Origin of the sequence: Methylomicrobium lacus, assembly GCF_041897535.1 — a bacterium.
In the GTDB taxonomy this organism is placed as follows: domain Bacteria; phylum Pseudomonadota; class Gammaproteobacteria; order Methylococcales; family Methylomonadaceae; genus Methylomicrobium; species Methylomicrobium lacus_A.
Map to the genome: position 1 here is coordinate 2,436,108 of NZ_CP169217.1, position 14,136 is coordinate 2,450,243.

At 57.3% G+C, this 14,136-nt stretch carries 14 protein-coding genes; 10 read left to right on the forward strand and 4 right to left on the reverse strand.

The features are described from left to right. Positions 1 to 9: 9 nt before the first annotated feature. Positions 10 to 1,347, reverse strand: coding sequence for a POT family MFS transporter (locus ACEPPP_RS10695; protein ID WP_374086526.1), 1,338 nt, complete (start codon positions 1,345 to 1,347; stop codon positions 10 to 12). Positions 1,348 to 1,712: 365 nt separating this feature from the next. Here ACEPPP_RS10695 and ACEPPP_RS10700 point away from each other — a divergent pair, with 365 nt between their 5' ends. From ACEPPP_RS10700 to ACEPPP_RS10725, 6 genes are read left to right on the forward strand one after another with little or no spacing between them, the layout of a single operon-like run. Continuing rightward, positions 1,713 to 2,702 (forward strand): AAA family ATPase, encoded by a 990-nt coding sequence (locus ACEPPP_RS10700; protein WP_374086528.1) that lies wholly within the window; start codon positions 1,713 to 1,715, stop codon positions 2,700 to 2,702. Next, complete coding sequence (locus tag ACEPPP_RS10705; protein ID WP_374086530.1) at positions 2,703 to 3,641, forward strand: DUF58 domain-containing protein; 939 nt, start codon at positions 2,703 to 2,705, stop codon at positions 3,639 to 3,641. It abuts the gene before it with no gap. Further along, entirely contained in the window at positions 3,641 to 4,117 is a 477-nt protein-coding gene (locus tag ACEPPP_RS10710) for a DUF4381 domain-containing protein (RefSeq protein ID WP_374086532.1), read from the forward strand. Before ACEPPP_RS10705 ends, ACEPPP_RS10710 begins: the two co-directional genes overlap by 1 nt. Beyond that, the gene (locus ACEPPP_RS10715) at positions 4,114 to 5,094 is read left to right on the forward strand and encodes a VWA domain-containing protein (protein WP_374086533.1); all 981 of its coding nucleotides are present in this window, start codon (positions 4,114 to 4,116) and stop codon (positions 5,092 to 5,094) included. Before ACEPPP_RS10710 ends, ACEPPP_RS10715 begins: the two co-directional genes overlap by 4 nt. Further along, positions 5,091 to 6,902, forward strand: a complete 1,812-nt coding sequence (locus ACEPPP_RS10720) for a VWA domain-containing protein (protein ID WP_374086534.1) — start codon at positions 5,091 to 5,093, stop codon at positions 6,900 to 6,902. The genes ACEPPP_RS10715 and ACEPPP_RS10720 overlap by 4 nt, the downstream gene beginning before the upstream one ends. A 29-nt stretch (positions 6,903 to 6,931) precedes the next feature. Beyond that, on the forward strand, positions 6,932 to 8,635 hold the full coding sequence (locus ACEPPP_RS10725; protein WP_374086535.1) for a BatD family protein: 1,704 nt from the start codon (positions 6,932 to 6,934) through the stop codon (positions 8,633 to 8,635). On the opposite strand, the gene nudE is transcribed toward ACEPPP_RS10725, so the two are convergent. Then, on the reverse strand, positions 8,630 to 9,184 hold the full coding sequence (gene nudE / locus ACEPPP_RS10730) for an ADP compounds hydrolase NudE (protein ID WP_374086537.1): 555 nt from the start codon (positions 9,182 to 9,184) through the stop codon (positions 8,630 to 8,632). The two genes, ACEPPP_RS10725 and nudE, sit on opposite strands and share 6 nt — an antisense overlap. Before the next feature lie 44 nt (positions 9,185 to 9,228). Here nudE and yrfG point away from each other — a divergent pair, with 44 nt between their 5' ends. Beyond that, on the forward strand, positions 9,229 to 9,885 hold the full coding sequence (gene yrfG, locus ACEPPP_RS10735; RefSeq protein ID WP_374086539.1) for a GMP/IMP nucleotidase: 657 nt from the start codon (positions 9,229 to 9,231) through the stop codon (positions 9,883 to 9,885). Here yrfG and ACEPPP_RS10740 read toward each other — a convergent pair. Further along, entirely contained in the window at positions 9,848 to 11,152 is a 1,305-nt protein-coding gene (locus ACEPPP_RS10740; RefSeq protein ID WP_374086540.1) for a DEAD/DEAH box helicase, read from the reverse strand. The genes yrfG and ACEPPP_RS10740 overlap by 38 nt on opposite strands. A 112-nt stretch (positions 11,153 to 11,264) precedes the next feature. On the opposite strand from ACEPPP_RS10740, the gene trxA reads away from it, so the two are divergent. The 3 genes from trxA to ACEPPP_RS10755 all read left to right on the forward strand — a co-directional run bounded on the left by trxA (position 11,265) and on the right by ACEPPP_RS10755 (position 13,884). After that, positions 11,265 to 11,591, forward strand: a complete 327-nt coding sequence (gene trxA / locus ACEPPP_RS10745) for a thioredoxin TrxA (RefSeq protein WP_326499357.1) — start codon at positions 11,265 to 11,267, stop codon at positions 11,589 to 11,591. 186 nt (positions 11,592 to 11,777) lie between these two features. Continuing rightward, entirely contained in the window at positions 11,778 to 13,034 is a 1,257-nt protein-coding gene (rho, locus tag ACEPPP_RS10750; protein ID WP_374086542.1) for a transcription termination factor Rho, read from the forward strand. A 22-nt stretch (positions 13,035 to 13,056) separates the two neighbouring features. Further along, entirely contained in the window at positions 13,057 to 13,884 is an 828-nt protein-coding gene (locus ACEPPP_RS10755; RefSeq protein WP_374086543.1) for an undecaprenyl-diphosphate phosphatase, read from the forward strand. Between the two features lie 2 nt (positions 13,885 to 13,886). On the opposite strand, the gene ACEPPP_RS10760 is transcribed toward ACEPPP_RS10755, so the two are convergent. Beyond that, entirely contained in the window at positions 13,887 to 14,108 is a 222-nt protein-coding gene (locus tag ACEPPP_RS10760; RefSeq protein WP_374086545.1) for a hypothetical protein, read from the reverse strand. Positions 14,109 to 14,136 lie beyond the last annotated feature (28 nt).

The window sequence follows — 14,136 nt, forward strand, 5'->3', positions numbered from 1 at the left end:
TAGGCGAATTCACCGGCATGAAGTATGCGCCGGATCTCTGTTTTCCAAGGTGCGCGCGAACCGCATGAACAGCAGCGCGGTAGCCAGCATCAAGCCGGTAAAAAACCAGAAATAAGCGGCGCCGGACAGCCGAGCGCCGGCGTCAAGATATTGGATCAGAAAGTTGATCGCGCTGGTGAACAAATTGCCGAGCGACACCGATAAAAAATAAGCCGCCATCACCAGCGATTTGGCCGATTTCGGCGCCTCGGTATAGGAATATTCGAGGCAGGTGATGGACACCATCACTTCGGCCGCGGTCATCAACAAATAAGCCGGCAACTGCCAGACGATATGGACTTGTATGTCCTGATCCAACTGCGTCTGAATCGCGGCGGGAATCGCAAACGCCAACACTGTCAACATCAGGCCCAAGGTTATCTTGGTCAGTGCAGTCAACTGGATGTAGCGATTCAGAAACGGATATACGGAATAGGAAAAGCAGGGCGTCAGCAGCATGATCAACAGCGGGTTCAAGGCCTGGATCTGCGAGGACAAGAGTTCGGCAGCGCCGATACGCCTATCCATCTTCTCGGCCTGCAATACCCAGGACGAGCCGATTTGTTCGAACAGCGCCCAAAAGACCGCGACCAGCGCATAAATGACCGCCAACTTGCCGAGCGCCGGCCAATGGGACCGATCCGACAAATCCTTGAACAACTGTTTGCCTGCCGGCGTAATTTGCACGAAACGGCGGCGTCCCGACCAAAACACCCCGGTTGCCAACAGCATCAACACGCCCGGCGCGGCAAAGGCGCTTGCAGCGCCGGCATGCTCGAGCAGCCAGGGCACGACCAGCATCGCGAGGAAGGCGCCGAGATTGATCGCGACATAAAACCAGCCGAACACCCTGCCGAGCAGATGCACATTGCCGCTGCCGAATTGATCGCCGACATGCGCGGATACGCAAGGCTTGATGCCGCCCGCGCCGATCGCGATCAGGCCCAGGCCGAGGGCCAGTCCCAAGCGGGTATCGTCGACGGTCAGGCTCAAATGGCCAAGGCAATAAACCAAACTCAATACGATGATCGTCCGGTATTTGCCCCAATAAAAGTCGGCCAGCACGGCGCCGAACAGCGGCATCAAATAAACGGCCGCGCCGAATAAATGGAAATAAGCCTGCGCTTCCTGTTCTGTCATCACGTCGCGTTGTCCCGACGCATTCATCAGATGCTGGGTCATGAAAATGACCAGAATCGCGCGCATGCCGTAGTAGCTGAAGCGTTCGGCCGCTTCGTTGCCGATGATGTAGGGAATGCCCTTGGGCAGAGCGCTTGATGTATCTCGTTGATTTTTATAGGAAGCCATGTTTTTCTTCACAATGCGGCCGGTGCAGTAATCGTAACAAAATGAAAGATTTAAAATCTATTTATTGTTATTAGCCTGAATAAAATTGTGACTAAGCCGAAATAACACAGAGTTATCAACAGCTTGTTCTACATGACAATCTGTCTTTAAAGAGGGAATCAAGGTGTTGACCGCCTGTGGATAACTCGATGCGCAATTTTATCCACAGAGCTGTCCACAACAAATACCGATTTTTCTCACAGACTTACTCTCTAGGATTGGAGGCCTGAAACGGGATAGAATATTGAACCATTGCCGAAAAATGTGTTCATACGGCAAAATCTTGCTCAAAGTTGTTGTCACCAAGGATTCAACGAGACGGAAATATGTCGGAAACCCACAAGCAGAACATTACGCAACTTGCGCTGATCAAACTCAAAAATTACATCAACAACGAAATCATCGGCCAGGAGGTGCTGGTCGAACGGATGCTGGTCGGTTTACTGGCCGACGGCCATATCCTGGTCGAAGGCGCGCCGGGTCTGGCCAAGACGCGGGCGATCAACGTCTTGAGCAAAGGCATTCAAGGCGATTTTCACCGGGTGCAATTCACCCCGGACTTGCTGCCGGCCGATCTGACCGGCACCGAAATCTACCGTCCGCAGCAAGGCACGTTCGAATTCCAGAAAGGCCCCTTGTTTCATAATCTGATCCTGGCCGACGAGATCAACCGCTCGCCGGCCAAGGTACAGGCGGCATTGCTCGAAGCGATGGCCGAACGGCAGATCACGGTCGGCCAGGCCACCTACCCGTTGCCTGAGTTGTTCATGGTGATGGCGACGCAAAACCCGATCGAACAGGAGGGCACCTATCCCTTGCCCGAAGCGCAGCTCGACCGGTTTTTGCTGCATGTGAAGGTCGATTATCCGAACCCTAAGCATGAGAAAGACATCCTGCATCTGGCCAGAAGGGAAGCGCGATCGGAGGTGCTGAAAAAAACCGAACGTTTCGAATCGATCTCGCAACAAACGTTGTTTGCCGCGCGCAACGAAGTGCTCGACGTGTACATGGCCGAGGCGCTGGAAGATTATTTGCTGCAAATCATCCTGGCGACCCGCAGTCCCGAGGCCTATGGCCGCGATTTGGCGGCCTGGCTGCAATACGGCGCAAGCCCCCGGGCCAGCATCGCGCTCGATCGCTGCGCCCGCGCCAAGGCCTGGCTTGATCAGCGCGATTTCGTCGGCCCCGAGGATATCCAGGACATCGCCTTCGACGTGCTGCGCCATCGTCTGATTTTGTCATACGAAGCCGAGGCCGAAGGCATCACCGCCGATCATGTGATCAGGGAATTGATTGCCCGCATTGCCGTTCCGTAAATGTTGTTCACTAAACCGGCAGTCACTCATCACCCGTCCGCGGCGCCCGACGAGCTGATCTCGGTCAGCCTGAAAACCCTGATCGACCTGGCCCGCCCCGCGGCGGGACTGACGCATCCCCTTAGTTCTATCCGCGCGGTCCAGAGCGGCGGCTATCTGTCCCGCTTCAAGGGTCGCGGCATGGAATTCGACGAAACGCGGCTGTATCAGCCCGGCGACGATCTGCGCACGATCGACTGGCGGGTCACCGCGCGCACCGGCAAACCGCATACGAAGATTTTTCGCGAGGAGCGTGAGCGGCCGGTGTTCATTTCGGTCGACGACCGCCCGGCGATGCATTTCGCGACCCGCGGCGTGTTCAAATCGGTGCTGGCCGCGAAACTGGCGGCTCTGCTGGCCTGGACCGCCGAACATCACGGCGACCGGATCGGCGGCCAGATTTTTTCGGAGTACGACTGCCGGGAGCTGAAGCCGCAAAACGGCAAACAGGCGGTGCTGCATTTTTTGCATGCGTTGGTCGGCCGTCCAGTTCAGAATCAGCCAGCCAGCTACGCCTTCGAACAAATCCTGGCCCGGCTGGTCAAACATGTCCGTCCCGGCAGCCGGGTTTATATCATCAGCGATTTTCGCGGCATCAACGAGGCGGCCGAGGTGCATCTGTCGCGGCTCTCCGAACATTGCGACGTGGCCTTGCTCTTCGTGTTCGATGCATTGGAACAAAGCCTTCCGGAAAAAGGCCGTTACCGTTTTACCGACGGCGAACGCGATGTGGTGATGGACAGCGCCGATGCGCGGCGGCTGGCCGATTACCGCCAGCGTTTCACGGAGCGTTTAGAGCGCCTGCAAACGCTCGCCCGCAAGGAAAATCTGCAACTGATCTTGTGCGGCACCTCGGACGATCCGGTACTGCGCCTGAAGACCCTGCTGCGAGGCCAGTGATGCCGGTCACCGATTTACCGCTGCGCGACATCCATATTCCGGAAGCGATCGGCTGGTGGCCGCCGGCGATCGGCTGGTGGCTACTGATTATTTTAGTGCCGTTGCTGCTGGGATTTTCAGTCTGGCTGTATAAACGCCTGACCCGGCTTACCGCGGTCAAGAGCGCGCGCAAGCTGCTGAAGGCCTTGAAAAACGACTCGTCGCTCGACGATCTGGCGAAAATCGCCGAACTGTCCGCCTTGCTGCGCCGCGTCGCGATCAGCACCGATAATCGCGCCGAAGTCGCGGGCCTGACCGGGCAAAAATGGCTGAGCTATCTCGACGGCGTACTCAAGGGCGCGCCGTTCAGCGAAGGCCCCGGACGCATCCTTCTCGACGCGCATTACCGGAAAACCGCCCCGTCCGAACCGGCGCTTCAGGATGTGTTCCAACTCTGTGAAGACTGGCTCAAAGCGCAAAGCAAACGTAAAAAATGATACAACTCGTCTGGCCCTGGCTGATTATTCTGTTGCCGTTGCCCTGGCTGATCCGGCGCCTGTTGCCGCCGCTTCTGCCGGCCGAACAGGCGGCCTTGAAAGTGCCGTTTCTGGATGATTTCGCGGCCGGCAATCCCCGCGCCGTATCGCAGCCCCGAAAGTGGCCGCTACGCCTCGCGATGCTGGCCTGGCTGCTGTTGGTGATCGCTGGCATGCGCCCCCAATGGCTCGGCGAGCCGATCGAACAGGCGGTCAGCGGGCGCGATTTGATGCTCGCGATCGATCTGTCCGGCAGCATGGAAGAACAGGATTTCGCGATCGACAAGCAGCAGGTCGACCGCTTGACCGCGGCCAAATGGGTCGCCAGCGATTTCATCGAACGCCGGGCCGGCGACCGGATCGGCCTGATCCTGTTCGGCACCCAGGCTTATTTGCAAACGCCGTTGACCTTCGACCGCAAGACCGTCAATACCCTGCTCGATGAATCGGCGATCGGCCTGGCCGGAGACAACACCGCGATCGGCGATGCGATCGGCCTCGCGGTCAAACGCCTGAAGAATCAGCCCGCGAACAGCCGGGTATTGATCCTGATGACCGACGGCGCCAATACCGCAGGCGAGGTGTCGCCGCTGAAAGCGGCGGAACTGGCCGCAGAAAATCAGTTGAAAATCTACACGATCGGCATCGGCGCGGACGAAATGATCGTGCGTAGCCTGTTCGGCGCGCAGAAGGTCAATCCCTCGCGCGACCTCGACGAAAAGACCCTGCTCGACATCGCGCAAAAAACCGGCGGCCGTTATTTCCGCGCCCGCAATACCCGCGAGTTGAACAATATCTACATGTTGCTGGACCAATTGGAGCCGGTCAATAAGGACAGCCAGTTTTTCCGTCCCCGGCGCGAACTGTTTTTCTGGCCTCTGGGCCTGGCGCTCGCCTTGGCGGCCGTGGTCTGTTTGTCACGTTTACGATGGTCATGAATTTGAGCGAATTCCATTTTATCCGTCCCTATTGGCTGCTGGCGTTGATTCCGGCGGCCGCACTTCTGGCCATGCTGCTGCGCCACAAGCTCAGCCGCGGCAACTGGGCGTCGGTCTGCGATCCGGCGCTGCTGCCCTATCTGCTCCAGGAAAAAGCGGTACATGCGAGCCGCAAGTCTCTGCTGCTCGGAGCCGTGATGGCGCTGTTGGCGATCATCGCGCTGGCCGGCCCGACGGTTCAGCGCCTGCCGTCGCCGGTGTTCAGAAACGACTCGGCCCTGGTGATCGCGCTGGACTTGTCGCGCTCGATGGATGCGGAAGACATTAAACCGAGCCGCCTGATCCGGGCCCGCTACAAGATCGCCGATCTCTTGCAACGGCGCAAGGACGGCCAGACCGCGCTGCTGGTGTTTGCGGGCGATGCGTTCACGGTGACGCCGCTGACCGACGATTCCGAAACGATCGCGAGCCAACTGGAGGCCTTGACGACCGACATCATGCCGGCCCAGGGCAGCGACGCGGAGGCGGCGCTGAATCTGGCCGTCCAATTGCTCCGGCAGGCAGGCCTGCCGAAAGGCGAGATCATTTTGATGACCGATGGCGTCGAAGCGGATGCGGCGCTTGCGGCAGCGAAAGGGCTGCACGATTACCATTTGTCGGTGCTCGGCGTCGGCACGCGTGAAGGCGCGCCTATTGCGCTGCCGAACGGCGGTTTCTTGAAGGACGAACAGGGCGCGATCGTGGTGCCTAAACTGGATGATGGCAGACTGGCCGAATTGGCCCGTGCGGGCGGCGGCGTCTACCAAAGCATCACGGCGGACGACAGCGACATCGAAGCCATGCTGGCGAACCTCGATACGGCCGTGCCGGAGACGCAAGGCGCTAGCGAAAATCAGTTGCTGATCGACCTTTGGGACGATCTCGGCCCCTGGATCGTGCTCGCGGTGCTGCCTTTGGCCGCGCTCTCGTTCCGCCGGGGCTTGTTGTGCGTCGCATTTTTGATGTTGCTGCCGCTGCCTGAAAACAGCTATGCGCTGGACTGGCAGGATTTGTGGCGGACGAAAGATCAGCAGGCCGCGGCGGCTTTTGAGCAAAAGCAGTATGAACGGGCGGCCGAGTTGTTCGAGAACCCGGACTGGAAGGCGGCTGCGCAATACCGTTCGGACAAGGCGCAGACCGGCGAATTGCAAGCGCCGAAGACCGCGACCGGTTTTTATAATCAGGGCAATGTACTCGCGAAATCGGGCCGCTTCGAGGAAGCGATCGCCGCTTACGACAAAGCGCTGGCGATCGATCCCAATAATGAAGACGCCATATACAATAAAAAACTGGTAGAAGAGGCGTTGAAGCAGCAAGAACAGCAGCAACAGCAAAATCAGCAACAGAACGATCAGCAGCAGGACTCGGAAAAGGAGCAACAGCAAAAGCCGCAGGATCAGTCCGGTTCCGAGCAGAAGCCCGAACAAAAAGACGAAAAATCCGAACCCAAAAACGGCGATCAGCCGGAGCAAAAACCCGAAACCGGCGCCGAGAAAGCGCCGGAGACGGCCGAAGAGCCGCCAAAACAGGCGGATCAACAACAAGCCGAGAAAAGCCCTGCGGCAAAGGAAGACCCGAAGAAAACGGACCCGGCCAAGCAAAATAAGGAGTCGGCGCAACCGATGCAGCCATCCGACGAAACCAAGCAGGCCAATGAGCAATGGCTGAACCGGATTCCGGACGATCCGGCCGGTTTATTGAAACGCAAATTCAAATACCAATACGGCCAGCGCCAGCAGCGCTCCGGCAACAAGGCGCAAAACTGGTAATGCCGATGACTCTAATCAGATCTATGAGAATGCTGACGATGGTTAACAAGATCAATCGAAGCGGCGCAGTCCTGTGGCTGCTGTTATGCCAGGCGCTGTTGATGCATGCGGCTCTCGCGGCCACTATCCAGGCCACCGTCGACCGCAATCCGGTCAGTCTGGACGAATCGTTTCAGATCGTCTTCAGCGCCGACGAAACGCCCGACGGCGAGCCCGATTTCAGTCCGCTCGATGAGGATTTCGATGTGCTTTCGCAAAGCCACAGCAACAATGTGTCCCTGATCAACGGCAAGATGAGCCGGAGCGTGCGCTGGACCTTGAATGTGATGGCCAAGCATGCGGGCAACCTGGAGGTGCCGGCGATCAGTTTCGGCAAGGACACGAGCGAGCCGGCTGTCTTGCTGGTGAACGAAAAATCCGGCAACGACGATTTGAGCAATCAGGAAGACATCTTCATCGAGGTCGAGGCGGCGCCGGAAAATCCTTATATACAGGCGCAGATTTTATATACGGTCAGAATCTATAGCCGGGTCGAAATCGCCAGGGCGTCGATCGACGAGCCGGAGCAGGCCGATGCGGTGATCGAGAAGCTCGGCGATGACAAGAATTTCCAGACCCAGGTGAAGGGCGAAAACTACATGGTCACCGAACGCCGCTATGCGATTTTCCCGCAAAAAAGCGGCATGCTCACGCTCGCCCCGCTGGTGCTGACCGCGGAAGTGATTACGAATGCGCGCTCGGGTTTCAACGGCTTTTTCGGCTCGACCATGACCCGCACCAAACGCGCTTCCTCGAAGGCGATCAGCCTGATGGTCAAGCCGGCGCCGGCGACGTTTACCGGCAAGCACTGGCTGGCGGCAGAACAACTGGAGTTGAAGGAAGAATGGTCCGGCGATTTGAAGAATATCAAGGCCGGCGAGCCGGTGACCCGCACGCTGACCGTCATGGCCAAGGGCAGCACGGTCGGGCAATTGCCGGAACTGCACAACGCGGCCTCGGAAGCATCGGTCAAATTCTATCCGGATCAGCCGGTCTTGCAGGAGCAAAAAAACGCCGACGGCCTGTTGGCCAAACGCCAGGAAAAAATCGCGTTGATCCCGTCGAAGGCGGGTTCATTCAAACTGCCGGCGGTCGAGATTCCCTGGTTCAATACGCGGACCCAGCAAATGGAAGTTGCGAAGATTCCCGAAACGACGATAACAGTGGCCTCTTCCGGTCCTGCTGGCGTTACAGAGCCAGCCAAACCGTTGGCGGTGAATCCGGGGGCCAAACTTCAGCCCTTGGTCATCGAAAGCAAGGCGGCTCCGCAACAGAATATCTGGGTTTGGGTTTCTGCCGCATTGGCGATCGGATGGCTGGCGACGGGGGTGTTTTTCCTGAAACGCAGGCCTCGGCGCGAGGCGGATAAGAACGAAGCGCAAGAGGCCAAGGCTTCGGGCGAATACCGGCAACACCTCAAAAAAGCCTGCGCGGACAATGATCCCCTGGCGGCGAAGAACGCCTTGCTGGGTTGGGGGAAAGAGCAATTTAACGCGCACAGCCTGGGTTCCATCGCCAAGTTTTGCGATGCGCGGCTTCGGGATGAGATTCTGGTTTTGAACAAGGCGCTGTACTGCAAGGACGCCGAACCCTGGCAAGGCAAAAAACTGTATCAGGCCTTTACCGAAAACAAGGCGCGGGAACAGTGGACGGCGACCAAGGATGAGGCCCTGGAGCCATTATTTCGCTTATAAAGGGCGCGCCTTCAAATATTCGAGCGCCATGAACAGCGCCGCGATCGAGCGCGCCTCGGTGCATTCGCCGGTCGCGATCAGCGCGTTGATCTCGGAGAGTTTCCAGGGCACCACTTCCAGTTCCTCGGGTTCGTCGCCGTCCAGCTTTTCCGCATACAGATCCTCGGCCAGGATGATCTCGGTCATGTGTTCGAGGTAGGACGGCGCGAGCGAAAACGAACTCAGGTGATGCAGTTTATTCGCGCCGTAGCCGACTTCTTCCTTCAGCTCCCGGTTCGCGGCTTCGAGAAACGTCTCGCCCGGATCGGTCTTGCCTTTCGGCAAACCCAGCTCGTAGCGGTGCACGCCGGCAGAATATTCCCTGATCAACAGCACGGTGTCGTCATCGAGCATCGGCACGATCAGCACCGCGCCGCCGGGCCGGCCGCGGGTCAGCCGCTCGAAACTGCGCTGCACGCCGTTGCTGAATTGGATATCGAGCGCTTCGATATGAAACAAACGGCTTTTGGCGACGGTGGTTTTGTTCAGGATGATCGGTTTGTCGGCCACGATGTTATGATGTTCAGGATGAGTTTTGAATAGACCGCACTATTATGATCGATTGGAACAAAATTGACACCGTTTTGCTCGATATGGACGGCACCTTGCTGGATTTGAACTTCGACAATCATTTCTGGAAGGAATTCGTGCCGCTGAACTATGCCCGGAAACACGGATTGGCTTTGGACCAGGCCAAGGACGAATTGGTGCCGTTGTTCAAGCGTATGGAAGGCCGGCTCGAATGGTATTGTCTGGACTACTGGAGCGAGGCGCTGGCGCTGGACATCGTCGGCCTCAAGGCCGAAATAGCAGGGCTGATCAGCGTCCTGCCGCATGTGGTCGAATTTCTCGAAGCGGTCAGGCGCTCGCCCCGGAAAGTGCTGCTGGTCACCAACGCGCATCCCGGCAGCCTCGGGCTCAAAATGGAAAAGACCTGTTTGCATCCCTTCTTCGACGAGATCATCAGCTCGCACGCCGCCGGCAAACCGAAGGAGCATGCCGAGTTCTGGCATTGGCTGCATCGGCGTCAGCCCTTCGATAAAAGCCGGACGCTGCTGATCGACGACAGTCTGGCCGTGCTGAATTCGGCCAGGGCTTTCGGCATTCAACATCTGCTGTCGGTCAGCCGGCCGGATTCGGCGCAGCCGAAAAAGGTGATTATCGATTATCCGGCTATTGAGGATTTTCGGGAGCTGATGGCCGGGCTCTAGGCGGCCGGCCGTTGCCGCTTTTCGGGCGCCGATGCGGCTTGTCGTCACGCGGCGGCCGCGGCCGCCTTTCCGGCCGGATCAGATCCTGAGCCAGCAGGTCTTGCGTGACCGGCTGCACCGGCACTTTTTCGCCGATATAGGACTCGATATCCGGCATCGAATAGGCATATTCCTCGCAGATGAAACTGATCGCCTCGCCCGAGGCGCCGAAGCGCGCGGTACGGCCGATCCGGTGCACATAGTCCTCGACATCCTGCGGCAGGTCGTAATTGATCACATGCGAGACGTCCGCGATATGGAGCCCCCGCGCCGCGACATCGGTCGCGATCAGCAGGTTGATGTTGTTCTCCTGAAAATCGTTGAGCAGCCGCTGGCGCTTTTCCTGCGGCACGTCGCCGCTCAAGGCCGCGGTCTTGAAGCCGTTCGCGTTCAGCGTGTCGTCCAGCAGTTCCGCGCAGCGTTTGGTGTTCACGAAGATGATGCTGCGCTGCGGCTGGTAGTGTTTCAAAATCCCGATCAACAGCGGAATCTTTTGCTCGTTCGAAGGGCAGAACGCGGTCTGCTTGATCGATTTGGAGGTGACCGTTTCGGTCTCGATCTTGATCAGCACTGGATTGTTCATGTGCTCGTAAGCCAGCTCGGTCACCTTATACGACAGCGTCGCCGAAAACAGCATGTTCAGGCGCTGGTCGTGCGGCGGCATGCGCCGGAGCAGATAGCGGATGTCCTTGATGAAACCGAGGTCGAACATCCGGTCGGCTTCGTCGAGCACGCTGACCTGCACATGATCGAGGCTGAAAGCCTGCTGCTTGTAGAAATCGATGATGCGCCCGGGCGTGCCGATGATCACGTCGACATTCGATTTGATCTTGTCGAGCTGCTTTTGGTAATCGGTGCCGCCGTAGATCAGCGCGAATTTCAGGTGCAGATGCTTGCTTAAGAGCAGCGCATCCTTGTGAATCTGGATCGCGAGTTCACGGGTCGGAGCCAGAATCACCGCGCGCGGATTTTTGATCGGCTGTTTCGCCGCTTCCTTGGCTTCATTGTCATTCAACAGGCGCTGGAAGGTCGCGAGCAGAAACGTCGCGGTCTTGCCGGTGCCGGTCTGCGCCTGACCCGCGATGTCGCGGTCCCTGAGCAACAGCGGCAGCGACCGGTCCTGAATCGGCGTGCAGTGTTGAAAGCCGGCGCTATTCAGGCTGTGCAGGATCGAATCGGATAATTCGAGGTTGGAAAATCGGGTTTCGGTTAAATGTGTCGTACTCATAGGCTAATAGGATAACGTAAAAATCGAATCGGCTGAACCCGGAACCAGAAATTGATTGACTCTGGCCGCCTTCCCCCCTATAGTTAAAATTTTTAATTGTTGGAGAAATAGCGTGAGCGACTCAGTCCTTCATGTAAGCGATAGCGAATTTAACGAAAAGGTTATCAAAGCTAAAGGGCCTGTATTGGTGGATTACTGGGCTGAATGGTGCGGACCTTGCAAAATGATTGCGCCGGTTCTGGATGAAATCGCGGTAGACTTCGCCGGTAAATTGACCGTCGTGAAGATCAATATCGACGAAAATCCGAAAACACCGCAGCACTATGGCGTACGCGGTATTCCGACCCTGATGCTGTTCAAGGACGGCGAAGTCGAGGCGACCAAGGTCGGCGCCCTGACCAAATCCCAGCTCGCTGCTTTCCTGAACAGCAATATTTAACGCTGTCCCCTGATTCGCCCCGTCTTCCTACTGGACGGGATGGCTTTATTGAGTTATACTTATGGAGTGCGCTGATTCCAGCGCGCTTCAGCCTATCATCCGATAATCTGCGTCCCTGAATTCTAATCCTATATTAAGCACTGGCGGTGGTGAGCCTCGGTCGCTTTGCTTCGAGTCATCCTTTATATGAATCTTACCGAGTTAAAACTAAAACAAATCAGTGAAGTCATCGAAATCGCCGAGTCGCTTGGTCTCGAAAATGTCGCCAGATCACGCAAGCAGGACCTTATCTTTGCGATCCTGAAAAAACAGGCCAAGGCCGGGGACGATATTTACGGCGACGGCGTTCTCGAAATTTTGCAGGACGGTTTTGGTTTTTTACGCACGCCCGGTTGTTCATACCTGGCCGGCCCCGACGACATTTATGTCTCGCCAAGCCAGATTCGACGCTTCTCGCTGAAGACCGGCGACACGATCAGCGGCAAGATTCGGCCGCCGAAAGACAATGAGCGTTACTTCGCGATGCTGAAGGTCGAGCAGATCAACTTCGAGCCGCCCGAAAACACCAAGAATAAAATCCACTTCTCCAACCTGACGCCGCTGTTCGCTAAGGAACGCTTCACGCTCGAACAAGGCAATGGCGCCACCGAAGACATCACCGGCCGGATTATCGACCTGGTCGCCCCGATCGGCAAGGGCCAGCGCGGGCTGATCGTATCGCCGCCGAAAGCCGGTAAGACGATGATCCTGCAAGCCCTGGCGCAGGCGATCGCGGAGAAGAATCCCGAATGTTACCTGATCGTGCTCTTGATCGACGAACGTCCCGAGGAAGTGACCGAAATGGAACGCTGCGTGCGCGGCGAGGTGATTTCGAGCACCTTCGACGAGCCGCCGACCCGCCATGTACAGGTCGCCGAAATGGTGATCGAAAAGGCGCGCCGTCTGGTCGAGCACAAGCACGATGTCGTGATCCTGCTGGACTCTATCACCCGTCTGGCTCGCGCCTATAACACGGTGGTGCCGTCTTCCGGCAAAATCCTGACCGGCGGTGTCGACGCGAATGCGCTCGAAAAACCGAAACGATTTTTCGGTGCGGCGCGTAATATCGAGGAAGGCGGCAGCTTGACGATCATCGCGACCGCCTTGATCGACACCGGCTCGCGGATGGACGAGGTAATCTACGAAGAATTCAAGGGCACCGGCAACATGGAGTTGCATCTGGACCGCAAGATCGCCGAAAAACGGATTTATCCTGCGATCAACATCAACCGTTCCGGCACCCGCCGCGAAGAATATCTGGTCGATCCGGACACGCTGCAAAAGACCTGGATCTTGCGCAAAATCCTGCAACCGATGGACGAAACCGCGGCATCCGAATTCCTGATCGGCAAATTGAAAGACTTCAAGACCAACGCCGCATTCTTCGAATCGATGAAGCGCTGATCGCTTATTCCCGACCCTCACCATGACCGATCTTCATGTATTACTCGATGCCCTGATTTTGGGCATCGTCGAAGGCTTGACCGAATTTTTGCCGGTGTCTTCGACCGGGCATTTGATCCTGGCCGGCCAACTGTTGGGATTCAACGACGAAAAAGGCAAGGTCTTTGAAATCGCGATCCAGTTTGCGGCGATTCTGGCGGTGGTCTGGGAATACCGTAAACGCCTCTGGCACACGCTGGTCAGCATCAAGTCCGAAACAGTATCGCAGCGCCTCGCGGTCAACATGATCGTGGCGTTTTTACCGGCCGCGATTCTCGGCTTTTTGTTCCTGAAACAGATCAAGGCCTATCTGTTCAATCCGATCGTGGTCGCTTCGGCCTTCATCATCGGCGGTTTCCTGATCCTCTGGGCAGAACGCCGCGAGCATCGGGTGCACGCCGAGACGATCGACGACATGACCTGGCGCGACGCATTGAAAGTCGGCTTTGCGCAGGCGGTCGCGATGATTCCCGGCACGTCGCGTTCCGGCGCAACGATCATCGGCGGCCTGTTTTTCGGGCTGTCCCGGCGCGCGGCGACCGAGTTTTCGTTTTTCCTGGCCATTCCGACCATGTTCGCGGCGACCTTCTACGACGTCTACAAGCACCGCGACTTGTTCAGCGCCAGCGACCTCGATCTGTTCGCGGTCGGCGGCGTGGTGTCATTCGTCAGCGCTTTTCTGGCGGTGCGCGGCCTTCTGCGCTTCATCAGCCGGCATGATTTTTCGGTTTTCGCCTATTACCGTATCGCCTTCGGCGTGTTGGTGCTGCTGTCGGCGCAGATGGGCTGGGTGGATTGGAGCAACGGCTAATCCTAAACGGTTGCCGCCATAGCTGAATCATCGCCACAAGAGGCTTTTCCAAGCATTCCTCCGGGAACGCTTGGAAAAGCCTCCTGCTTCGGATGCTTTGCCTTACGGCGGTATTGGCTCTTGTCGTCAAAGACCTTTGCCTTGTTAAACCGGTGTGCATGCTTGGCGACCGGATTCAAACGTTGAACGATGTCTATTTCGTTCAAATTTCTACGTTTTTTCATCGTTTACCTCTTATAATAGTGGGACTCC